The sequence below is a fragment of the Caballeronia calidae genome, from assembly GCF_900044055.2.
GTDB classification, from domain to species: Bacteria; Pseudomonadota; Gammaproteobacteria; order Burkholderiales; family Burkholderiaceae; genus Caballeronia; species Caballeronia calidae.
Genome location: NZ_FCOX02000068.1, coordinates 1 through 24,030, shown reverse-complemented (window position 1 = coordinate 24,030; position 24,030 = coordinate 1). Strand labels below are relative to the sequence as shown.

Annotated in this window: 18 protein-coding genes; 10 read left to right on the top strand and 8 right to left on the bottom strand. The window is 57.5% G+C overall.

The features are described from left to right. Window positions 1-164: 164 nt before the first annotated feature. The 4 genes from AWB78_RS34965 to AWB78_RS34950 all read right to left on the bottom strand — a co-directional run bounded on the left by AWB78_RS34965 (window position 165) and on the right by AWB78_RS34950 (window position 6,124). Complete coding sequence (locus tag AWB78_RS34965) at window positions 165-1,433, bottom strand: serine/threonine-protein kinase (protein WP_062611193.1); 1,269 nt, start codon at window positions 1,431-1,433, stop codon at window positions 165-167. Window positions 1,434-1,570: 137 nt separating this feature from the next. After that, a complete protein-coding gene (locus AWB78_RS34960) occupies window positions 1,571-4,588 on the bottom strand; it encodes a DEAD/DEAH box helicase (protein ID WP_062611198.1) in 3,018 nt (1,005 codons plus the stop codon). A gap of 214 nt (window positions 4,589-4,802) precedes the next feature. After that, complete coding sequence (locus AWB78_RS34955) at window positions 4,803-5,459, bottom strand: hypothetical protein (RefSeq protein ID WP_062611192.1); 657 nt, start codon at window positions 5,457-5,459, stop codon at window positions 4,803-4,805. 425 nt (window positions 5,460-5,884) lie between these two features. Then, a complete protein-coding gene (locus tag AWB78_RS34950) occupies window positions 5,885-6,124 on the bottom strand; it encodes a hypothetical protein (RefSeq protein ID WP_157697717.1) in 240 nt (79 codons plus the stop codon). A 79-nt stretch (window positions 6,125-6,203) separates the two neighbouring features. Between AWB78_RS34950 and AWB78_RS46970 the strand changes: the two genes are divergently transcribed. Next, complete coding sequence (locus AWB78_RS46970) at window positions 6,204-6,362, top strand: hypothetical protein (RefSeq protein WP_157697716.1); 159 nt, start codon at window positions 6,204-6,206, stop codon at window positions 6,360-6,362. 815 nt (window positions 6,363-7,177) lie between these two features. After that, window positions 7,178-7,606, top strand: coding sequence for an HU family DNA-binding protein (locus tag AWB78_RS34945; RefSeq protein ID WP_062611190.1), 429 nt, complete (start codon window positions 7,178-7,180; stop codon window positions 7,604-7,606). 235 nt (window positions 7,607-7,841) lie between these two features. On the opposite strand, the gene AWB78_RS34940 is transcribed toward AWB78_RS34945, so the two are convergent. Beyond that, window positions 7,842-8,714 (bottom strand): LysR family transcriptional regulator, encoded by an 873-nt coding sequence (locus AWB78_RS34940; RefSeq protein ID WP_062611189.1) that lies wholly within the window; start codon window positions 8,712-8,714, stop codon window positions 7,842-7,844. 127 nt (window positions 8,715-8,841) lie between these two features. Here AWB78_RS34940 and AWB78_RS34935 point away from each other — a divergent pair, with 127 nt between their 5' ends. The 4 genes from AWB78_RS34935 (at window position 8,842) to AWB78_RS34920 (ending at window position 14,057) form a co-directional block, all read left to right on the top strand. After that, a complete protein-coding gene (locus tag AWB78_RS34935; protein WP_062611188.1) occupies window positions 8,842-10,230 on the top strand; it encodes an MFS transporter in 1,389 nt (462 codons plus the stop codon). After that, window positions 10,230-11,363 carry an NAD(P)/FAD-dependent oxidoreductase gene (locus AWB78_RS34930; RefSeq protein ID WP_062611197.1) on the top strand — a complete coding sequence of 378 codons (1,134 nt, stop codon included), beginning with the start codon at window positions 10,230-10,232 and terminating at the stop codon, window positions 11,361-11,363. Before AWB78_RS34935 ends, AWB78_RS34930 begins: the two co-directional genes overlap by 1 nt. A 1,362-nt stretch (window positions 11,364-12,725) precedes the next feature. Beyond that, entirely contained in the window at window positions 12,726-13,154 is a 429-nt protein-coding gene (locus tag AWB78_RS48690; RefSeq protein ID WP_232478002.1) for a hypothetical protein, read from the top strand. 132 nt (window positions 13,155-13,286) lie between these two features. Then, window positions 13,287-14,057 carry a GntR family transcriptional regulator gene (locus AWB78_RS34920; protein WP_062611187.1) on the top strand — a complete coding sequence of 257 codons (771 nt, stop codon included), beginning with the start codon at window positions 13,287-13,289 and terminating at the stop codon, window positions 14,055-14,057. Window positions 14,058-14,349: 292 nt separating this feature from the next. On the opposite strand, the gene AWB78_RS34915 is transcribed toward AWB78_RS34920, so the two are convergent. The 3 genes from AWB78_RS34915 to AWB78_RS34905 all read right to left on the bottom strand — a co-directional run bounded on the left by AWB78_RS34915 (window position 14,350) and on the right by AWB78_RS34905 (window position 17,527). Then, a complete protein-coding gene (locus AWB78_RS34915; protein WP_157697714.1) occupies window positions 14,350-15,504 on the bottom strand; it encodes a lactonase family protein in 1,155 nt (384 codons plus the stop codon). Window positions 15,505-15,808: 304 nt separating this feature from the next. After that, complete coding sequence (locus AWB78_RS34910; RefSeq protein ID WP_062611185.1) at window positions 15,809-16,765, bottom strand: electron transfer flavoprotein subunit alpha/FixB family protein; 957 nt, start codon at window positions 16,763-16,765, stop codon at window positions 15,809-15,811. Window positions 16,766-16,777: 12 nt separating this feature from the next. Then, entirely contained in the window at window positions 16,778-17,527 is a 750-nt protein-coding gene (locus AWB78_RS34905) for an electron transfer flavoprotein subunit beta/FixA family protein (RefSeq protein ID WP_062611196.1), read from the bottom strand. A 624-nt stretch (window positions 17,528-18,151) separates the two neighbouring features. Here AWB78_RS34905 and AWB78_RS34900 point away from each other — a divergent pair. The 4 genes from AWB78_RS34900 to AWB78_RS34880 all read left to right on the top strand — a co-directional run bounded on the left by AWB78_RS34900 (window position 18,152) and on the right by AWB78_RS34880 (window position 23,991). Continuing rightward, window positions 18,152-19,561, top strand: a complete 1,410-nt coding sequence (locus tag AWB78_RS34900) for an MmgE/PrpD family protein (protein WP_062611184.1) — start codon at window positions 18,152-18,154, stop codon at window positions 19,559-19,561. 78 nt (window positions 19,562-19,639) lie between these two features. Then, window positions 19,640-21,331, top strand: a complete 1,692-nt coding sequence (locus AWB78_RS34895) for a thiamine pyrophosphate-binding protein (RefSeq protein WP_062611183.1) — start codon at window positions 19,640-19,642, stop codon at window positions 21,329-21,331. A gap of 165 nt (window positions 21,332-21,496) precedes the next feature. Continuing rightward, a complete protein-coding gene (locus tag AWB78_RS34890) occupies window positions 21,497-22,876 on the top strand; it encodes an MFS transporter (RefSeq protein WP_062611182.1) in 1,380 nt (459 codons plus the stop codon). 365 nt (window positions 22,877-23,241) lie between these two features. Then, the gene (locus tag AWB78_RS34880) at window positions 23,242-23,991 is read left to right on the top strand and encodes an alpha-hydroxy acid oxidase (protein ID WP_157697713.1); all 750 of its coding nucleotides are present in this window, start codon (window positions 23,242-23,244) and stop codon (window positions 23,989-23,991) included. Window positions 23,992-24,030 lie beyond the last annotated feature (39 nt).

The window sequence follows — 24,030 nt, the reverse complement described above, 5'->3', positions numbered from 1 at the left end:
AAGGTTGACGACTCGGCACAGGGATCGGCATCCCTCTTGGAATATTGAACGCTTGGAACGGCCGCTCACCGAAGATCCTCGTCGATCGCTGGTTCGGCAGCCAGAATAGGAAAGAACCCGTACTGCTCAACAATACTCACCACCTTGGACTGAGTTCCGTGACTTCAGGAACTGAAGAGTTTTTTAAGGGTATCTTGAATTCGCAGCTTTTCCTCTTCGTCATTGCGCTGCTTCTCCAAATTTGCGCGTTCTGCGGCAGTCCGCTGTTGGGCTTCCTTATGCAGCATCTGGGCGTAAACTTGTGTTCCCTTAGGAAGCCAGGTTTTAAAATTCTGAACAATATCAGGAATTTCATTTTCCCTTGCGCCGATCCTCGCCTCGGTGCCAGCGAAATTGAAGCTCTCCGGCCCCTTCCCCATAACAGACGAGTAGCTTCCCATATTCCTGATTGCATTTATCCACGTCTGGTTGACAGACTGACTCAATTGGAGCTTCAAGACTCCGTTCTCGTACTTCCCATCGGTCAGTTGCATTCCTTTCGCGACAATCGGATCATCGAGTTTGTCTACGTGAACGACCGTCTGATCAATCTGGCTGATCTTCTGGCGACCAACGAACGCACTGTTCTGAAATTGAATCTCACGCTTGAGCGCATCGATCGACGATGGACGTTTTGCCGGGTCTTGACGGAGCATCGATTCGACAATCGGATCGAGCCATGCGAATTCCGCCGCAGCTTCTCCAATTTTTCGATAGTCAGTACCGTGCGGAACTTGGCCGGTGAACATCTCGTTCAGCATTAGTCCAAGGGCGTATATGTCCGATGGAACATTGACTTCCCGCCCGCGTACTCGTTGTTCCGGTGCGGCGTACAGGAAGTTGGCCAAGCGAGTCGTCGGCTTTGTCTCGACCGCAGTGAGCAAGTCCTCAGCACTAAACCGGGCGACGCCAAAATCGGCGACCGCGAGTCGCCCGGTCGCCGAACGGTAAAGAACGTTCTCGGGCTTCAGGTCGCGATGCACGACTCTCTTCAGATGCGCTGCTTCCACGCCGTCGAGAATCTGACTGAATAGAGACAATACCTCCGCCGCGGGCACGCCATTGCGTTGCTCCATGAGCGATCGAAGGCTCCCATCGTACATGTCCATAATGTAGAAAGGCGCGTTTTCCTTTCCGTCCGACTGCACTCCGTGATCCAGCACGCGCACTACATTGTCATGCCGGGTGTTTTGCAGGAAACCAATCTCGTTCTTGAATCGTCGGCGCTTGTCGCGAGTCACTCCTTGACCATGCAACAGCTTAAGCGCGAAAGCGTTGCCTTCCTCATCCTTCACTCGGAAAACTCGGCCCGCACCACCCTCGCCCAACACTATTTCTGTCGTGTATTGCGCGAATGTCGTCTCGAAGACAGTCTCTTTCGGATTTTTAGCCATTTGTGACAGTTTCAGTTTTCCGCCCTGTAAGCGGCCAGCGTCAAGGTTGCGAATGGTTCGACTTTTTGAGCGGTCAACTGCTGCAACACGCGGCTGGCAGAAAATCGGCGCGCCGTCCGGACAAGTCGCTTTTCATCTTAGACCGACACTTCGGCATGAATCGAACGAAGACGCTGCAGCATGGCATCGCCGACGCAAGCTGCAAGCGCGTCATCGGTCATCCCGAGCACGGCTTCGGGCGTCTGGGCTCCCGCCTGTGCCAGCGCAAAGCACTGCCCACGTGTCAATGCAGCATTAACCTTGCGAAGGGACAGGCAAGACTCTGGGAGCCCAAATTCAAGCCGAGTGAGCAGGACGTCCACTCCCTCGAGATATGTCGGTTGCTCGGGGAACAGCGCGGCGAGAATGCGGTGTGCCGAGCGCAAATGGAACCGCGCCCCATCCGCAATGCTCATGATGTCGCCGTACCGGATCGCCCCAACGAAGGGGTTGACCGTGTAGCGCTGCTCTATCGCATCGACCGAAACACCCTCCACCCAGTCGTAGAGAATAGCTGCACGCTTGCATCGACGCCAGAATTCATGCTCGTCAGCTGCGAATCGTTGCAGTGCCCGCTGAATCGTGTGGCCGTATCGGACGATGACATCGTTGACGCGTGTGGCTTCCGATCGTCCTCGCGTGAAGAGCGGCGTGTAAATGTCCGACATCTCTTGCAGGACCTGCACAAGTGCCAAGATGTGCAACGGAGGTGTCGTCGCAACATCCACACTGCGGAGTAACTCCACCAACCGCAGTCCAGATTCGAACGAGAGCGATGAGCCGCCGACAGCTCGTCCAAGAATCGTCAGGTGGAGGATGTCGTCGGCTTCTTGCTCGGCAAGCCCAGTTTGCAAAAGACGTCCTACCAAGCTCGCGATTCGTGGTTCGACCATCGCAATCCAGGTAGGATTCGCGCGAGCTGCCACATAGCCGCCGAAAGTGTTTACGAGCAAAGCCGGGATGTCGGCCGCCTTAATTCCACGAACTTGGCTCAGCAGACGAAGAACCCAGGTCGACAGCGCAGCCTCAGCAAACGAAGACGTCACGTCCTCCGGCGTCCCTTCAACGTAATGGCGGAATAGTCGAGCCCTCTCAATCGGGGTATCCACAAGGATAATGGCCTTACCGGTTTCATTGAAACCCAACCGGCCAGCTCGGCCTGCCATATTTTTATATTCGGCAATGGTGAACGGTCGCCCGTCTTCACCACGGAACTCCTGCTCCGCGAGAATAACGGTCGACGCCGGGGTGTTGATCCCCGCCGCCAGGGTGGTGGTCGACCCCAAGACCCATATGCCGCCGTTTGGATCCCGAAATCCGCGCTCAATTGCTTCTCTTTCCGCTCGTAACAGGTTCGTACTGTGAAACGCCGTGCCGCCGCTCAAGCACCGCCGCAGGTCACGAGAGGCCGAGGTAAGATCTTGTGCTGGCAGCGCGTTGAGGGTCGCTGTAGCAGGCCCTTTTCCTAACTCGTCGGCGAGGTATCGAGCACACCCTTGAGCTTTCCCGCGCTGATTCCGGAAGACGATGAGCTTCTCGTTAGCGGCAACAAGCTTTTGCGCCAGCGGAACGATGACGTCTTGTGAGCCGGGCTTCTCTTTGCGTACGCGGATGCTGTGCGGCGACAGAATCGCGTCAACTTTGGTCATGCCATCAACGTCGCGGTACTGAAATGTCCCATGCCGGTCGAGGACGCCTTCAATCAAAGGTACCGGACGCTCCCGTGAAAGAAGCACCGGAATGTCGAGCCACTGATCAAAACCATTGAGGCGACCTATGACGGCGGACAAGAGAATCAGTTGCGGGCGAATATCTTGAACGCGCGCTCTCAGGAGGAACGCCAGGATTAGCTCGACGGTGATGCCTCTGCGAGGATCCGTGATGAATTGTGCTTCATCGACCACCACGAGCCCGATCCGATTGAGAAGATGCGGGGCGCCGAGGACGAGATTCAGAAACATCTCATATGTAAAGAAGCCCAGATCGTAGCGACTGGCCAGCACATCCCCGATGGAATCAGTCGCATCGCCAGTGCAGCGGAAAACGCGTAACCCAGCAGCGCCGTACCGCTCGCTGAATTCCTCGAACTTCTCGTTGACGATTGCACGGTACGGGAGCAAGAAAACGGCCTTCTTTCCCGCGATCACGGACTGGACAGCGGCGAGCTCACCGATCATCGTTTTGCCCGAACTCGTCGGTGCAACGGTCATGAGGGAACGACCCGCAAGAACCCCATAGTCGTTGACCGCGCGCAGTTGTAAGGCGTTGAGTCCGCCCGGAAACCGTATAGCCCATTGGTCCACGATCGGTGACGGAAAGCCGCTATCAAGCAGCTGCTCAAAAGGCCCAGCCATCTGCTCAACGGCGTGCGTCGGAAAGGCTGCTCTGTAATTCGCGCCAAATTCGAGTCGCGGAAAGACAAGTCCTCCTTGGATGCTGCCCAAGAACACGGGTGTCTGCGTTACGCCGATTCGGTGAGCCTCAACACGTGCGATCTGTACGATCTCATCCGCTACTGCGGGAAAGCTGACTTGCTCGATAGTGTTCGCTGTCATCGCTGAAATCACGGCATGCGTGAGCAGCCCATGACCAGTTCCAGGTTGCTCCCATGCAACTTGGCGCGCGGTGCATGCAGCGAGCAGAATCCTTCCTTCCCCAGCGACACCTTCGAGTGCGAAGACGCTCCTCGGTTGTGCAGGAACCTCTAGGACGCGAGCCGGCGCGTGTCCACTGAAGCAGCAATCGAGGATACAAAGTACGGCTCGCGCCCGTGTCGCCTTGAAGGCGTCCCCAAGCTCTGCCATTGATAGCGTGGTACCCGGCAAGTCGGAGCAGAGCGTGTCATAAACCGCGATTCCTCCATCGGGCGATCCATGCCCGGCAAAGCTTATAACGATGACGTCATCATCCGCAGCACTTGCTAATGTACCGAATATCGACTCGGATACGTTATCTTTCGTAGCGTGTTCGTCAACCAGAAGTTTTGCGCTGAAGCCGGGCACAGAATCAAGAAACAGTGCATTAAGCGCTGTAGCGTCACGCACTGCTCCAGTGAGCTCATCGATGTTGGGATCGAGTTGCTTGTTGATGCCGACGAAGATTCCTTTGATGGACATGATGGGCTCCTCTTCGCCTCTTGAGAGTTGGACGCGGCCCGACTGGATCACGCGGCTTCTGAATTCGGAAAGAAAAAGGCTTCTTCTTCCGCTTTCGTAACTGCTACACGGAAAAAGGCGGTCTCAACGGGCCGCTTCGGCGCACTTATCAGCTGCTTCGCCCGACAGTGCCCCACGATGTAACTACTAAGCTCCATCCATACGTGCGCTGCTTCTAGCCTCCACTCTTGCTGGTATTTCCTGTCGCCGGCGCTGCAGGCGCGGGACTGCTCGGCAAAGTGGGTTTAACACTTTGCATCGGGAGTCCAGTCAAACCACGCTGCACCGTTCCCGTCTGCCCCTGTACTTTTTGCATCGCCATTCCCGTTACTCCGTCGTAGATAAGCTTGTTTGTCCCGGCCACGTTGGCGCCTCGAAGATTTGTTGATACAAAAAATGTCGTGAAGATCAAGGCGATAGCGAATGCAGCAGCGGACATCCAATGGTTCACGTGGTTCGCGCAATGATCCCACCACGTCTGCTCGTTGAACGCTTCGTCCTCTGACTTAAGGTAGTACCTCTCAGCTCTATCCAATTGCAAGGTCACGACTCGCAAGCTCAAGACGTAGGACGCAATAACGAGCACCATCGCCAACGTGAAGAAGAACCAAGAGCCGTATAGCGCCCACGCGAACTCAGCTTGACGAATCGGAATGAAGTCCTTCAAAAAACCGAGCGAAAGAGCGAGACCCGCACCCGAATACGTCAGGATGGACTTGTCGAGATTCTCAGCGTTCGAAATCTGGCGCTTCGACAAATCGTCCCGGTTACGCTCGTACAGGCGTTTGCGCTCAGCGGTGTCGTCCGCGGACTCACAATGGTCTTCGCACATCTCTCGGCCTGCTATTTCGACTTACCGCCGCCTTGCTTATCGCCATTCGAATTACTAGCTCCACGAGTGATGGGCTGCATTTTTTGGCCAGTCACTCCGCCGTGAACGGTTCTCGTCGGGGCCTGGAGGCCTCGCCCTTTGCCTGCAGGCAACACAAAGATCGGCAACTTCATCATCGTCGTATCTCGAAAAAAAGTTTCTCGGTGAACCGCGCTAAGCGGAGTCAGGCGTTCGCTCGTTTGGCACTGTATATAAGCACAGATCTGAGGAAATGTCCACAATACTTGGACGTGAATGACGAATCAAGCACAAGATATAGTGTAGATAGTCAAAACGCATCGTTTTATAAATTCGATAGACAATAGCGAATTTCGCCGGTTTTTGGTTGCCGAGGTGCAGCTTGCGTGCTTCGACGTCCAGGTGCTCTACTCACCATCATGCCGGGGCCCGATTTCTTGACCGGCGGGATCATTACTCGCATGCTCGAATTCGAACGGCGGCGGTTCTTTCTCGTTCACCTGTGCAACGCCGAGCGACAAAAAAGCCTCGAGTGCGACACCGATGGCCTCGACAAGGTCGGTCGAAGCCATCCCGGAAAAGCTCACCTTTTGCGGCAGCACCGCAGCGAACTCCAGGATTCCGTGGGGTGATCGACGGGTTTCCACGGATCAAGTCATGCAGCGGTGTGCCGACATTGATACTGTCGCCGTTGTCGGCGACGCAATCGCTCACAGGGGAAGATTAATGAAGAAACTTATCGCCGCGCTGATCTGCGCGTCGTTCGTCATTCCGGTCATCGCGGAAGCTCGTGGCGGTCACTATGCTGGCGGACACGGCTCTTCGCACAAGGGCGGCCACTACAAGAACTCGCGCACGGGCGACCACTACGAGAAGCGTCACTAACGCATTCGACTAAGGACGTTTCGCGCATCGAAACACAGAAAATCGCGTTGGACCGATGTCTTAACGGTGAAATGCGGCGAGCATATCTTCGAGCGCACTTGCATGGCGCTCAGCCCTCGAAACGTTCGGCCCGTCTTCGCGACGGGCTTTTCTTTTTGCCTGCAGCCCCGGCACAGGGACATCAAGGGAAATGCGCCTATGGTCCCGTGCGCCGGGTGTTCGCGCTGCACGGAGAGGCTAGCACGTCGTGCCACAGTCATACGCGTCTGCGCGCAGGGCGAGAAGACGTCGGTCTGGCGGGTGGAGTCCCGGCTCGAGTGGAGCCCGACGGGCTTACGTTGCCGCCGAACTCAGCGTCCATACCCACAGTTATCGCCGTACGTGGTCGGAGCACGACCTGGTCATCGGGGCGCCCTACGCCGGCGTGCACTGCATAGCGGACAGGGTGGTGCAGCCGGAAAGAACTGAGGCAGTCGGCGGCGACCTTGTTCCTGGCCGCAAAAAGACTCATCCTGGATGATGCGGATTGGCCGGATTTGCTGCTCCAGTTGGCCGAGGGAGGCGCCGGGCCGCCGCCCACAGCATGAGTGCTCCGATCTCTCGTCACTTGCCCACGTTTCCTCGACGCCCTCAGCGCTTGGCGTTGTTTTCTTCGAGATGAACCCAGAAAGTACCTTGTTTTATGGTGTCCTCCGATTGCGCATTGCATGAACCGTTGCTACGCTAGCCGACAGCTTACGACGGCGCATGTGCCGGACGCTCGATGCCCCGGGGTGCTTCGTCTTAAGCAGCGTTTCATTTCCAGGAGAGCCTCAATGGCAACGAAGAAAGCTGCTGCACCGAAGAAGACCGCTGCACCCGCCAAAAAGGGTGCGGCCGCGAAGAAGGACGCAACACCAAAGAAGGCTGCGGTCACTGCCGGCACGCTCAAGCCGGTGAAAGATCAGTTCACAAAGTCGTCGCTCACCACCCACGTGGCAACCCAAGCAGGCATAGAACCGAAGCAAGTGAAGGCCGTGCTCGCTGCGTTGGAGGAAACGATTCTCGGCTCGGTACACAAGAAGGGCCTTGGAGAGTTCACACTGTCGGGCCTGCTGAAAATCAACGTCCAGCAAGTGCCCGCGAAGAAGCGCCGGTTCGGCAAAGATCCGTTCACGGGCCAGGAGCGTTGGTTCGATGCCAAGCCCGCGACGGTGAAGTTGAAGGTACGCGCGCTCAAGAAGTTGAAGGACGCAGCGGCGTAAGCACGATCACGTTCTTCAAGGGGCTCGCTTTACGCGGGCCTTTTTTTGTCTGTCGCACGGTGCACGCTCGATCATGCGATGACAGTCCAAGATGCGCGAATCGATTGTCGAATGATCCAGCCCGTCCTTGCTCGCCGGATCCACGGTCCCTCCGTCGCGTAGGCGTAACGGCCAAAGCATGACATGAGCCGTCCATGTAGGAAACGATTGTCGTGTTAGCCCCCCGGTCCATCGGTCATGCCACTGAGCGCAGTGTCTCCAGCGCCGCATCGACCAATCTTTGTTGTCGCTCTTGAACTGAGTTGTCGTCCTTCCGTGCGATCTTGTACAACGTCAAAGGTGCAGGAGCATCGAGCGCAATATGATGCACGGTGCAACCAGTAGCCTCCTGCAGCGACGGCGCAAGAAAGCTTGCGACGATCGCCCAGGCGCCGTTGCGCAGGATCGGCGCGAGCATGTGCCCCTTGTCGACGGTGGTAGTGATTCGCGATAGTCCGCGCCGCCCCCGCCACAAGTCGAACGTCGACGACCATGGCAAGTAGATTTCGCGCGATGGATCGAAATCCGCCAGGTCGACCAGTTCATCCAACTGCCTGTCGCCCGCATATGCAATGACCATCGAGTAGTCACGGATCGCCGTCGACACGAGGTCAATGTGATCTGCCGAGCTCAGCGTGAATGCAACATCCAGATGCCCGGATGCCACACGGTTGAAAAGTTGAAAGTACCGGCTGCTCTCCAGATGGAGGCGAATTGGCGGTTGCAAATCTGATAGTGCCGTCAAAAATGGCGGCAGTACGTGAATTGCGACGGCATCGACCGCACCGATTGCCAGATGGCGCTCGTTGCTCGCCTTCAACTGTTCAGCTTCGATTTCCAGCATGCTCCAGCGCTCGGCGATGTCCAGGAAGCGCTCGCCCTCACTGGTCAGCGAAATGCCGCGCGATCCGCGAGACCGCAGCAGAAGCGGGTGGCCAATGCGCCGCTCGAGCGACTGAATCCTGTATGAGACGGTCGATTGCGTCGCGCAAACGATCTCCGCCGCTTGCAACAGGCTTCCGGAACGAACTACGGCAAGAAACGTGTTGATCTCATCGCTGAACAACATATCGAAGCCCTCGATATTTGATCAATAAAGACACGCATTGACCGATATTCTCCGCGTCTCTAGCCTAGAAGCAAGTCGAAAGAAAGTCGTCCCTGTTCAACGGCCTGCTTACCGGAGCTTTGCTTTCATGGCTACTACGCGCATCAGCATCGACGATCTGCCTACCAGTCCGTTCCATAAGAGGATCGCGTTAGTCGCCGCGGGCGGTCCGTTTTGCGACGGATATCTGCTCGGCATCATAGTCGTGGCCTTGCCATTTATCGCGCAGGACCTGCAGTTAAACGCCATGCAGATGGGGCTCATCGGCGCAGCGAGCCTCATCGGCATGTTCCTTGGCGGCATTGTTTTCGGGCCGATGACCGACCGCTTCGGTCGACAGTCGATGTACGTGCTCAATCTCGCGGTGTTCGTGTTGTGTTCGATCGCGCACTTGTTCGTGCACGACGTCACGACGCTCTTCCTTCTGCGCCTCGTGATGGGTGTCGCGCTTGGGGCGGACTATCCGATTGCCACCGCCCTCGCCTCCGAGTTCTTGCCGAAGAAACTGCGCGGGCCGATTCTGTCGAGCCTCGTGCTATTTCTGTGGGTCGGCTACACGATTAGTCTGGCGACTGGGCTGTTCGTCAATGGCATGGGAAGCGGAGTGTGGCGCTACGTGTTGGCGAGTGCGGCAATTCCATCGGCGATCTTTCTGCTGCTGCGCATGAACATTCCAGAGTCGCCGCGCTGGCTGATCTCCGCGGGACGTAAGGAGGAAGCGCGCCGAGTTGTCGCACAATATCTCGGCGAGCATGCCGATTTCGATGGCCTGGTCGCCGAAACGCGCGTCGCTTCGGACCGTCGCGGCCTCGGACTGTCGAGCATCCGCGAACTGCTGGCGCGCGGCTACGGACGCATGCTCGCGTTCTGCTCGATCTTCTGGATGTGCCAAATCGCGCCGTCGTTCGCGATCAAGACGTTTCAACCGATGCTGCTCAAATCCCTCGGCGTGACGCAGGCGCTCGCCGGATCGCTCGTCATCATCGCGTTCGCGATCGTCGGCACTGCGCTAGGCATGCTGGTCATCAACAACATGGGACGCCGACCGCTTTTGATTGTTTCCTATGTGCTCGCCACGCTCTCGCTGATCCTCCTCGCGACGCCATTGTCGAGTATGGCGACAGTCGCCATCGGCTTGTTCGTGCTATTCACGGTCGCAGAAGCCGCCGGCTCGAGTCTGCAGTTCGTCTATCCGAACGAAGTCTTTCCGACTGATCTTCGTGCGACCGGCATGGGCCTCGCGATGTCCGCCAGCCGCATCGGCGCTGCGGCCGGCACATTCCTTCTGCCGATGACGCTGGCCCGGTTTGGTAGCGCCAATGGCCTTCTTATCGCCGGTGCGATTAGCGTCGTCGGGCTGCTCGTATCCGCTCGCATGGCGCCTGAGACGCGCGGCCTGTCGCTCGGCCAATCACATCGTGTGCAAAACGCTCCGAACACCACCACTGGCATCAACAAAAACGAGGCACGTACATGATCGAATCCGCACCTAAGGTTGTCATCGTCGGCGCAGGCATCATTGGCACCACACTCGCTCACGATTTCGCGAGCCGAGGCGCGCGCGTAACGGTACTCGACAAGAACGAAGTTGCCAAAGGCGCAACGTCCGGTTCCTTCGCGTGGATTACGAATCAGACGAAATTCCGCAACGCAGACTCGCTCGGCGAAGAAGGCGCACGGCACTACTTCAACCTGCACCGGCTGTCGCATTTGCGCTGGCGATATTTGCAAGACGCCATCGGTGGCCTGCCGATTCGCTGGTCCGGCTGCTTCCAAAGCGCGGAACCCGACAGCGACGAAGCCAACGAACTGGCGGCTGAGCTCGACCGGCGTATTCGTTGGGGAAGCCCGTCGTATCGGGTGACCGCGCATGAAGCGCGAGAAATCGAGCCGGGGTTCGAGCCCGGTGATGAGTCGTTCATCTTCTACACGCCCGACGAGGGGATGATGTCACCGGTACAACTCACATTGAGGATGCTTGAGGCCGCCATCGCGCGCGGAGCGCATTATTCACCGCAGGACGCGTACGAAGGGTTCAGAAAGACCGCGGCCGGCTACGAGATCACAAGTGGGAGCGGCAAGCGCGAGGCGGACATCTTGATCTTTGCGGGCGGCATTGCGAATCCGGACCTCGTCGAGGGCACGGAATTGAAGGCACCGCTCACGCACAGCACGGGCAGCGTCGTACATCTCGCGCCGTTGCCGCGTCTTTTCGACTCGGTCATTCTCGGTGCACACGTCCACGCCATTCAACGGGTCGACGGCCGTGTGGTGATCGCGAAGCACTTCTCGGGTTCACCCGTCGGCGACCCAAACACCCCTGACCCGGAAGAGCTGGTGCGCATCGCGGCGCGCGTGTTGCCGGGCCTAAAGGATGCGACGGTCGAGGAAGTAACAGAAACGCGGCGCGTGATTCCCGCCGACGGCCTGCCTGTCGTGAGCAGTTTGGCCTCGCTGCCGGGCGTCCTGTCGATCACGACGAACGCGGGTATCAGCCTCGCTGCGGGACTGTCGCAACTTATCACGACCGAGTTGCTCGATAGGGTGAGCGTCAATCAATTGGACCCATATCGCGCCGAGCGCTTCAATCCTTCAATCGGAAAGCAGTAGCGAACGCAATGGTGTGACTCGCGCGGCGCCTCTGATCCCTATCTGTTTTGCTACCAGGCTTGTGAACGATGCCACATTGATTGCGGCGTCCCGGGGCGCCGCACCTTCGCGGCCCAAGACACAATTTGTTCGCCTTTGATGAAAACGCTAACGCCGTTGAGCAGGAGCAACTGCCCAACGGCGTGCGTATCAAGAGTTTGATCGTCGATCGCAACAGGAAACACTCATTTGGACGGATCGATCGTCCCTTCCTTGCCCGTATACGGGTTCACATTTCCTTTCGACGACCAGTTATCGTACTTGGTATCGTTGGGATTCGCCTGGTGGTGATAGACCGCAACGGATGCGACTTCGGCACGAAGTCGTCCAGCTTTCGCAGGGAAAACCGACTCTCGGTGAACGTGTCGTCGCCGCGCATGATATTCAGTGGGCAAGTGAGGGGCCTAATATCAACGCATCAGGGCACTTCCACGATGACATGAACCCTCGGTACTTCAGCAACCTGCTAGGTCCGAGCCCTGGCATTGATGGCACGTAGCAACGCTTGATCGAATGAAGACGCGGTACTCAGTCGCCACCGGGGAGAGTCCGCGGATCTCAGTCCGCATAGCGATCCATCTGCGGCGGTTTGCCAGCCGTATTGGCAGTTCCCTTTTAAGAGTTGTCCGCGGTTCCACCGCCTCGACCGTGAGCCACAGGGCAACGACTCCGACGACGGCGCCGACCGATTGAGCGACGTGGACCCGCTCCAGACATTTCTCGCGGTCCTCACTGCCGTCACACCAACGGGCGCACCCGGTCAATGACGCAACTAGTGCAAGAATCAGAGCGTGCTATAAAGGGACGTTCCTCTCACTGATCTCCATCGCTTAAGGGCTGCGCATGGGAGATCTCGAGGTCACTCCCTCTCTTGTCGAGTCCGAAGCTACCTTCCCGGCGGCCAACGCTCATCCCTGATGCGTTCGATCGATCATTTGTACGGCCAAATGAGACCAAATTCACATTGCCCGTGGTGCTGGGCTTTCCCGCAGGCAGCGCGCAGCGCGGCCGTGAACGTATTGCACACGCGCGGAGCAGCCTGAGAGGCATGGCTGACCCAACCTATTTGTATGCCCGAGCTGCCCCCACCAGATTTTGCCGCAGACCGGTGGGGCCATTGATGAAGAACAGGCCGGCGATACTATTGCGGCGGGTCTATGGCCCCGACATCAAGACGGCAGGCGAACGCCTGTTCAAGCGGCCGGGCTACGGCCCGCTCGCCGCGCCGCCGGAGGAATAGACCGTCCAAAAATAGGCCACCCATAATCACCGCGTCCCATTCGGTTCATCGTCAGGACCTAGGAATTACAGGAGTAAAACGCTATGAACTATACGCATCTCGGCCGTACCGGCCTCGAAGTCAGCCGCATCGCGCTGGGCAACCTCAAGCGCCTCAAGACCGATCACATCGACCTGTATCAGATGCACCACATCGACCGGGCCACACCGTGGGAGGGATCTGGCACGCCTTCGAGCAACAGTTCCGCGAAGGTAAGATCACCTATGTCGGCTCTAGGCGCCAACGCTTTCTGGTCGAGATGGAGAAGGGTCGTTTCGTGGCAGCGCCTGCTGTCGGCCAATCAAGCCACACCATCCGAGGCCACGCGGGGCCCCTCCGCCCATTGGCCTGGGCGAATGCTGCGAATCGACTTCCTGCATCCCAAGTACACGCAAAAATGTATCGCGGCGGTGCGGTCGAACTCGTCTCCGGTGCGATGTCCAGCGAAGGTAACCCGTAAAGCGCCGAACTAGCGAACTGTCGCCACCGACTGTATATTTAGATGACGATCAAAATCCTCGTCCGATAGTCGGCACTTAGGCGAAACAGACGCCGCCTGTTTCGCGCTGATGCTCCGAAAAACGGTCGAATTACGGAGTTAATGAATGACAGGGTCGCGCCCCGAGCCACTTCATGTTGAGATTGCCCGCACGCTACGTGAGCGCATTTCCCACGGTGTCTATGCCGAAAATGAGATGCTTCCGCCCGAGATGCTGTTGCTCGCTGAGTTCAATGTGGGGCGGCACACCATCCGCGAGGCGATGAAGGTTCTGGTCAGTGAAGGCCTGATCCAGCGAAGCCCCGGCCGCGGCACCGTCGTGTCGCCACGCCTTGCACCGCGGGGCTCGTGGGGCATAAAGTCATTGAACGATTTGATTGGCGAGTTCAGCACCGCCCATTCTGTCCTCATCAAGCGCGGGGTTGTTCCGGTTTCCGATTTTCCGGAGTTAGGAAACTCCTTCGGGCTAGCCGCGGACGACTCCCTGTATCACATTCAGCGAGTGCTGCACGTCAACGGCCAGCCGGCGGCCCTGCACAATCTGTACACGCTTGTAAGGTACGCCGAGCGGCTTCCCGACGCCGAGATCGGCAAGGGTTCACTCATTCTCCTGATCGAAAAGCATTGCCGGGTGCGTGCAGCGCGGACCCGACAAGTCGCCAGCGCTGTGGCCGCCGAGGCGCCGGCTACCAAGCTCCTTGGAGTCCGTAGTGGTTCTCCTATGCTCTCTCTGCGGCGATCGTACCTTACTAGCACGAACGAGCTGATCGAGTCGACGGAGTTGATCTGCCGGCCTGACCGATACCAGCATTCAGTGGACTTCTTGCGGGACTTTTCGCCAAGAACAGAAAAGCGCTCGGGGCAGACGAACAAGTAGATCGAGAGGTCGCAACCCCCTGCTTGCAGTCAACGGACCGGAACCGGCTCGCAGTGCTCCCTTTCGGCGACTGACGACCGACGACCGACCACATCTCAGATGTTATATGTGGCGCCGGTGAACCGGCGCGCGTTCCAGACGCGGTTGCGATCTACTGCTGTTGGGACGATTGCTTATTTCACGTCGCTATCGGACGCTTCCGGCGCATGATCGCGAAGAGAAGGCTGCAACATTGGACCCCCTGCGAACAACACGAATAGGCGTCGGGCTTAATGTACGCTCGTAGGCGGTGTCAGCCCCAACTCGCGCCATATGCATGCGGAAAGCCACACCAGAACAGCATGGACCGGTCAGCCTGCATGTCCGTACGATGTACCCGATTGAGATACCCGTCCGCGCGCATTCGAAAAACGCTCAAGCTGGCACCGACCTTCCGCGGCCCTGACTCTCCTGGCAAAAACACATCCGCCTGACTGGCGGCAACTATGTATGGCGCCGACAGCGAAAATGTCCGGACATGGAACGCGTCAAGATCTGAATGAACCGGAGGCGACACGCTGCCATTCGCGGGGTCTATAGCAAAAGCGGCAATGGTATTGTCCCCTGTAATGTGCGTCGGCGTTGTCCCGTTCGTCAGATCGTCTCTGTTGATTACGTAGACAAAGTTTGCCGCTGCGTTGACATGGATGGCACCAGCATGCTGGGGAAATAATGGACTCTTTTCGGGTGAAAGCGTACTGAACGTCTGCCTCCGGCTCTCCTCAATCTCGGCGCCATCAAAGCGAAAAACCTGCAACTGGTTCTGGCGTTCGACTGAGACGTAGATGAACGGGAGTGTTGGGTGGAAATCAATGTGCCGCGGGCCAAACCCGTATCCGCCGTTGGGGGCCACTACCTGAACAAGCCTTAGCCGGCCCTCCTCGAATGCGAAGCGACGCAGGCTTCCCGGCTCTTCTGGACTATCTTTGCCCGGATGATTGCCCCGAGCCGGTATCAGAAGCCATGATCCGTTTGGGCTGAAACGAGCCTGATGCGGAAAAACGCCAACGTCCGGCGTCTGAGGCTGCTCTATTTTTTCGCCTATTGAGCCATCGGGAAGTAGTGCCCTCACCTCGATTCCGGGGGGTACATTGAATACGCAAACGATGAATCGATTAGTTTGATCCACCGTTATATGTATTGGACGTGTCGGAAGCGTCACCGACTTTCCCACTTGCCGTAGCCCGCCATTAACCGGCGCCTTAACCACGCTGAGCATGTGCCCTCCGTCATGAGGCGTGAACCAACGCTTGCTCGACGCCACGTACAACAGGCGGCGATCGGAATGCGGCCAAACGTAGTGGATCGGGCTCTCAAGCCCCAACTCCTCTCGATGATGCAGCGTGCCCAGGCTATCCAGTTCGAAACGGAAGAGTCTTTCTCCAACGCTGGCGAAAAAGTCGCTCATATACTTATTTTCCCATGTCGGTAAATATGGTTCCACGAGCTGTGGCAAAAGCGAGAAGTGCGATGCAACACCGAACAAGCCCTTGAAGCAGAAAGTCATCCGCGATTACATTCCGCGCGCCACGTCCGTCTCGTCGATAGGCCAGTCCAGCTCAATGAGCTCTCGTGCATCTTCGACACGAAAGCACGAAAGCAACCCCGCCGAACGTGCAGGAACGGCGACAGATAGGGTCTATGGGGACAGTCATGGCTTTCGGCTAGATGTCTGCATGTCGTTGGGGCGGACGTAGCCGATGCCGGCTGGCTCATAGATAATCAGGCGGCAGTGCGAGCACGTTAGTCAACTCCGGCACGACGCTGAACAAATCGCCAACCACACCATAATCCGCTACGCTGAATATCGGCGCCTCCGGGTCATTGTTGATCGCGACGATAACCTTGGAGCCATTCATCCCCGCTAGGTGTTGGATTGCACCGGAAATGCCTACTGCGATGTATAGCTGCGGCGCCACAATCTTCCCGGTCTGGCCCACTTGATAGTCGTTCGGCACAAAGCCCGCGTCGACCGCCGCGCGAGATGCTCCGAGCGCCGCTCCAAGCGTATCGGCCAAAGGCTCAAGCACTTTCGCGTAGTTTTCGGCGCTGCCAAGCCCGCGCCCACCGGCTACGATCGCGCCTGCGCCTGTCAATTCGGGCCTGTGGCTTTCCGTCAACTCCCGCATAACGAGTCGAGAGGTTCCGCAATCCGGCGCTGCATCGATGACGTCTATCGGTGCAGCGCAGTCTTGTGTCGCCGCTGGATCGAAAGCCGTCGTGCGTACCGTGATGACCTTGATGGCGTCCAAAGACTGAACGGTCGCGATCGCATTACCGGCGTAGATCGGCCGTTCGAATGTGTCGTCGCTGACTACCCCGGTAATGTCACTGATCTGCGCGACGTCGAGTGTCGCAGCGACGCGCGGCAGCACATTTTTACCAAACGCCGTCGCAGCAGCCAAAATATGTGAATACCGCGATGCAATCGTCGCAATAGTCGCTGCAATACCCTCCGCTAGCCCCGCATCAAGTTGAGGCGCATCTGCAAGAAGGATCTTAGTCACACCCGCGATCCTCGAAGCCATCTCAGCAGACGGGCGCGCGTTCGATCCCGCTATCAATACGTGCACATCCGCAGAAATCTTTTTTGCCGCGCCAATCGCGTGAAGCGTCGCTGGATTAACAATCCGATTGTCATGTTCTGCAATCACCAGGCTCGTCGCCATTCGCATTCCCCGTTAGATCACTTTCGCTTCGTTTCTGAGCTTGTCAACCAAGACACTGACATCCTCGACCTTGACACCCGCCGCGCGCATGGGCGGCTCAACGACCTTTAGCGTTTTAAGCCGCGGTGCAACGTCTACGCTTAGCGCTTCCGCGTGGATAACGTCGACAGGCTTTTTCTTGGCCTTCATGATTCTTGGCAACGTCACGTAGCGCGGCTCGTTGAGGCGGAGGTCTGCGGTTACCACAGCGGGCAGCGACAACGACAGCGTTTCTGATCCGCCGTCGATCTCCCGGGATATCAACGCGCAGCCTTCGTCGACCAAAAGGCTGGATGCAAACGTCGCTTGCGGCATCTTCGATAACGCCGCGAGCATCTGTCCAGTCTGGTTCGAGTCGTCGTCGACAGCCTGCTTGCCCAGGATGACCAAGGACGGCCGCTCCTTTTCAACCAGAGCTTGAAGCAGTTTCGCCACCGCCAAAGGCTGGAGCTCCGCATCGCTGCGGATCAGCACACCGCGATCCGCACCGATAGCCAAAGCGGTGCGCAATGTCTCCTGCGCTAGATCCACACCGCAAGAAACGGCCACAACTTCGGTAGCAACGCCCGATTCCTTGAGCCGCACGGCTTCCTCTACAGCGATCTCGTCGAATGGATTCATTGACATCTTCACATTGCATATGTCGACCCCGGAACCGTCGGACTTCACGCGTACCTTCACGTTGTGATCGACGACGCGCTTCACAGGCACTAGAACCTTCATCAAATCTCCGTTTTCGTTTGTAAGTGAACCACCCTCTTCGTCCAACATTGCTCCGTGCTTTCGATAAAGGGTGGCATTCCACACATTAAGTTGAATGTTCAAACGTGAAGTTCGCCAGCGTGATTCCCGATTACCGATCCCCTCGGCCCGTGCGCACTTGACTGCTGGGAGGTTCAAGCGACAGCCTCGCCCGGCCGGCATGCGCGAGGTCAATCCGCGGGACCTCGGCGCGGCTGAAGGCCGAACCTCGACGAGCGAGTTCGCGCACGAGTCGGCCCTCACATAGATCGAAACGCACGCAGTTCGGTAGCAGCAATGGCCAACTGTATGAAGAAGCAAGTCTGACGGCCATCCTCTACAAGCTCCCATTCATGTTCGAACATTTTGGCATCACTCGTCAAGCGACAAGCTCGTAATAACCGTCTACGTAAGAGCTTTCCCTAGTGCCTCACAGGTTGACCAGCCTCAAGCCATCGCGTTATTGTTCGAACAAATGTCGACGAAACACGTCTGTCTCGCGCGGTTGAGCAAAGGCAGCACGTTTTTCGGCGCTCTGCAAAAGGCGAGTCGTGACTGGCTCATCCTTCGCGTCGATCGCTGTGCATATTATGAGAATCAGCACTTATGGAACCGCAGCAACTTGTAACCGACGACTCTTCTCAAGGGACTGACGTCACACGGGCTCTTTGCGGATTTCTCGCTAGCCTGAGGTTTGATGACATACCGCGCGCGACGATTGAGCGTGCGAAGGATCTGCTACTTGACCATGTCGCGGTCGCCCTATTAGGCACCCGAGAGTGCGCTACGCGCGCTGTGCGAGACACGATCGCGGCTTGGGGCGGCAGGCCCGAGAGTTCAATCTACGGATCGACGCAGCTGGTCCCACGCGCCCACGCCGCGTTCATCAATGCGGCCGCTGCTTACAGCGTATCGCTCGATGATATGCACAATGAGTCACTCAGCCACCCCGGAAGTGTCGTCATTCCCGCCGCGATGTCAGTGGCGGAGGCTCTCAACGCTACTCCAAGGCAATTCTTGACTGCGCTGGTAGCTGGGTATGAGGCCCAAGGACGGATCGGGGCGGCCGCTCGTAATGCAATTGCGCGAGGTTTTCACCCGACTGGCGTGGCTGGGACATTCGGCTCGGGCGCCGCTGCCGCACATGTGATGCAACTTGACTCAGCCGGGTTCGAATCAACCTTTGGCATCGCACTTTCGACCGCATCGGGGTCTATGCAGTTCTCTAGTGATGGTGAGTCCACCGTGAAGCGATTGCACGCAGGCCTGCCGGCTCAAGGCGGCCTTACTGCAGCGCTTCTCGCCAGCGCCGGACTGCGGGGGCCCAAAGCTGCACTTCACGGGCAATATGGCGTGATCACTTTGTTTGGGGGAGCTGGGGACGCGACCAGGCTGACTCGCGGCATGGGGGAAACGTGGGAAATAGATCAAATCAACTTCAAGCTCCACGCCTGTTGTCGATGGTTCCACTCTTCCATTGATGCATTGTTGGCTTGCCGCAAACAGCGCAGCTTCGCGCCTACTGACGTGGAACGCGTATTGGTCCGTGCTCCCGCCGCCGCGCTCGAAAACCACATGCAGTATCGCCCCAAATCAACTCCGTCTGCCCAGTACTCACTTCCCTATGCCATGGCGGCCGCGCTGCTGCTAGACACGAAAGACCCCGGCGCGTTCGCCGAGCAACACCTCGCGGATCCTGCCGTCCTTGCTTTAATGGATCGAGTGGAGGCTGAATCGGATCCCTCACTTGACCGCTGGCTGCCCGACCGGTTTCCGGGACTTGTGCGTGTCCACCTCAAGAACGGGGAGCTTATCGAAGAGTTTCGCCAGGATTCGGTTGGAACGCCAGACTTCCCCGTTCACCGGGCGGACATTGAGTCCAAATTTCATGCCTTGGTCTCGGGTATCGCAACGCAAGAATGGCGAGATCGCATCGCCGATGCAATTTTCCGGCTCGAAGATGGCCCCAGCATTAGCGGACTGACATCGCTGCTTCGCAACCTTCCTGCTTCATAGCAGTAAGCCCCAACATTGCATGCCGCTTTCTAAAGAAATCCCATCAACCATCGTGTCAGCGCCTACGAGAGAAAATGAATGGTAGCCTCACAAGAGATCAAGCACTCCATACCGGCGTACGAACTCGTAGCCGATCAGTTGGTCAAGGCCGGAGTGGAATGCATATTCGGTGTGTTGGGTGAAGATATTGCCTCGGTCGTCAATGCTGCCGTAGCACGGGGCATCGTCTATTACCCTGCACGTCACGAGAACCACGCCGTCTCGATGGCTGACGGATACGCGCGCGCTACCGGTCGTATCGGAGTCGCAGCGGTAACCGGCGGGCCCGGTTTCACTAACGCCCTTACCGCAATTTACACGTCCCATCTCGCATCCTCCCCAATCCTGGTTTTGACAGGAGCAGGCCGCGCAGAGGAGGATGATCGCGACCCGGACGTCGTAAAGTTAGCAACTGGGCCGACCTGGCTGAAGCACTTCCCACAAGCCTCGGTGCTCAAAGAGATCGGCATCGAAACCGTCAAGCCCCTCACTCCGGAAGCCGCGTCACGAGATGCAGCAGAAGCCTTGGCCTTGGCCCGCGGTCGTCCTGTCGTGCTCGTACTCGGCATTTGGCTGCTTCTGCAAAAGGTGGCCACGAGCAAGGAGCAAATCCCCGTGGTCACAGGGAAAGAACCGTCGCCTTTACCAGATCCAGCAAAAATCGCTGAAGTTGCGGATTTTCTGCAGGAGACGTGGGCAGTCAAGCAACCGCTAGTAATCGCTGGGCGGGGCGCAATGCTGTCTGGTGCCGGCCCGACATTGCAAAAACTCGCCAGCCAGATCGGTGCCCTTCTGGCCACCTCGCTGCCAGCGCGGGGGCTGTTTGGCGATGATCCGTTCTCCGTCGGAGTCTGTGGAAGCTATTCGACCTCGGTAGCAACCGACCTCATCACGCAGGCAGATTGCGTACTTGCTTTTGGCGCTGGGCTCAATCCGTGGACCACCTACAGGAACTCGCTGTTTCCGAAAGCGCTGATCATTCAGGTAGATTCCGATCCTAGTGCAATCGGCCGCTTCTTACCTGCAGCTATCGGCGTGGAAGGAGATGTCAAGGCGGTAGCGGAAGCGCTTGTATCCGAACTGGAGCGTCGAGGTCACAAGTCGGACGGATATCGCAACTCGAGAACGCAAGACGCGATTGTGAGCTTTCGCAAAGACGCGGAAATCGTCGACCGAAGCACGCCAACGCTCGTCGACCCACGCACGATGATGCTAGCGCTTGACCGCATGCTTCCCATAGGGCGCATTCTCTGCGTTGACTCCGGACAACAGGCGCGTTTCGCAATCCGCTACATCAGCACAACACGGCCGCAAAATCTCATCCAGGCTGCTGACTTTGGCTCCATCGGACTCGGCTTCGGAACAGCCATCGGTGCCCAGATTGGACGGCCTGGCGAGCTCGTTGTCTGCCCCGTGGGCGATGGGGCCGCCATGATGTCGTTGGGCGACCTGGAATCGATCGTACGTCTTCGTCTGCCGATCCTCGTAGTCGTCAGCAACGACGAGAGCTATGGAGCGGAGGTCAATGCACTTACCAATCTGGGCCTTGATACAACGCTGGCAAACACGCCATGTCCTTCCTTCGAGGCAATGGCAATTGCGATGGGCGCGCGCGCGGCAACTGTGCGCACTATTGACGATCTCGAAGTCATCGAGGCATGGCTAGGCGACAATGGCGGAGTGCCCCTCGTGCTCGATTGCAGGGTCAATCCCGCAGTGCGCGCCGAGTAGGATTTCAACGTCCTGCTGTCAGCACTGTTCGTCCTTTTCTGCTGTAAGAGTCGTATCAAACCCGGTGACCCATAGCGGCTGTATGCCCATGGCACACAGCCCTTGAGGACCTCAGTAAGCGACAAAAATAGCCTGCGAAAGGATTTTCACGGGCAGGAGACAGCGATGAGCAATAGACACGAGCTAGAGACAAGCACCGCAACGGTAACCTCCGAAGCCGCCAGGACGGTCGGTCATCGTCGATATGGAATAGCTGTCGGGCTGTTGGTGGTCCTGGCGCTGGGCTACACAGACAGAGTCAACTTCTCGATCGCAGGCCCGAATATTATTAGGGCGTTCGGGCTTACCCATGGCGAATTTGGAATTCTAAGCTCCGCTTTTAGCTGGTCGTATCTTCTGTTCCTCCTCCCGGCGAGCGTGCTATTCGACCGAGCTGGTGCCAAACTACTATTGCCTGGCGCGATCGTCGTCTGGTCGATTGCAGCGGCTATCACTGGTCTCGCAACCGGATTCGGTTTCCTCGTTGCCGCCAGGTTGCTTCTGGGATTCGGGGAGGCACCAATCTACACGGGAACAAATTTCATAGCGCGCGAATGGTCGCCTGTAAATGAGCGCGGCTTTTTTATTGGCCTGGCCTGCTCGGGTGCATTGGTCGGCCCGGCAATTGGTTCTGTGTTTTGTGCTTATATCATCCGGATGTATACGTGGGAGGCATCTTTCATTGTGCTCGGCTTGGTCGGCTTCGTCGTGGCCGCCGTCTGGTACGCCGTTTACGATAAACCGACGAAGGCAAGATGGCTCGATGAAGGCGAGCGGGCTTACATCCTCGACAGTCAAAGCGCCGGCGCCCGAAGAGACCCCAGTGCCTATCAAGCTCGGCCCCATGTAACTTTCAAGTCACTCCTGAAACTGAAAACTATGTGGGGCTTGATAATCACCAATGCATGCCTTGGCTATACAGTATATTTGTTCCTGGCCTTCTTGCCTCTATATCTTGTTGACGCCCGTGGAATGAGGGAGTTTGGAGCCGGCTGGATTACGGGATTGATATATGCCGCGGGCGGTATCGGCGGCCTCACGGTTGTAGCAATCAGTGACAGGTTGATCTCCTCAAAACCGGCCGAACAGCGCAAAACTCTTCGCCGAAGGTCAGCAGTCCTCACGCAGTTGCTGTGTTTGCCGCTCCTGTTCGTTCCGTTCCTGCCGGACGGATATCCGATCATCGTCGCAATTATGTGGGTTTCCGCTTTCAACTATGCTTCGACCACGCTCAACTGGACACTTGCGAGCGACCTGTCCCCTAACAATCCTTCGATTGGACGCATGCTTGGGCTCATCATGGTCGGTGGCAACGTCGCCGGATTGCTAGCACCCATCATCACCGGCTATCTGTTCGACTGGACAAAGAGCTACACCGCGCCGTTTCTGCTTGCCGGTGCAATGCCTATCATTAGCGCTCTGGCCACATGGACCCTTTCGAGAGAAGAAATAACGTCCGGTCAATCGACGCATCGAAAGGACGCACCTAGCAATGCCGCAGACTGACTGGCGCCCATCATGGTTCGACCTGGTAACGCGTAGGCTTTATTTGGTGAGTCCTGCTCTGGTTGCGACCGGGAACGCCGCCCCGACGCGTTAGACAGCCGCATGGAACATCCACTGTACCGCCCAAACGTAAGCTCGCGAGTTCTGGCAACGGCCTCACGCTCGGGAACGTCCGGAATCGCGACGCCTCCGTCACTCCGGACGCGGGTTGAATTTCGCACGATTGGTTCTGCCCAGCCTGAACAGACTCGGCCCTTTTGCGTATTCGATGTAGACGAAATGCTTTCCTTATTGAGCGGTCGGCAAACCACACACACGCAGGTTTCAAAGCTGATCGTCAGGATATGAAGACCCCGGAGAACCGAATGCCCAGCCTCGCCAAATGTCTCAACGTCTCAGATCTGCGCGCGGCCGCCAAGAGAAAACTGCCGCGCGGCCTGTTCGAATATATCGATCGCGGTGTGGAAGATGAAATTAGCATGCGAGGCAATATCGCAGCGTTCGATGACATCCTGCTGCAGCCCCGGGTAGTTCGAGATGTCGCACAACGAAATCTCACTGTCGACCTTTTTGGCGTGCAATCGCGCCTGCCCATGGTCGTTGCTCCCACGGGTTCCGCGGGCCTCCTATGGTTTGACGGAGAGATCGCGTTGGCCCAGGCGGCCCGGGATTTCGGTATACCGTTTACTTTATCGACAGGCTCTATTACGTCAATCGAGAGGATCGGGGCCGAAGCTGGCGGACGGCTGTGGTTCCAGCTCTATGTAGTGCCGGAATGGTCTCATACTGAAAAACTCATCGGACGCGCCAAGGCTGCCGGCTTCGAAGCACTTGTTGTCACGGTGGATTCCATTACGGATACAAACCGCGAATACAACGAGCGGAACGGCTTTACCGTCCCCATGCGCATGACGCGCCAAAATGTCTTGGATTGTGCGCTCCATCCGAGTTGGAGTTTCTCGGTGCTCCTGCGCTACATCGCTACGACGGGAATGCCGAGGTTCAGTAACATGCCAACCTCTGCGGAAGCTACTTTGAGTTCGGCGAAGAAGGTAGTGTTCCCGAAATCACAATCAATTACTGACCGGTGCACCAAATACTGCCTCGTGCGTTAGAGAAGTATGAATACGAAAACTGATGCGCGAAAACTGGAC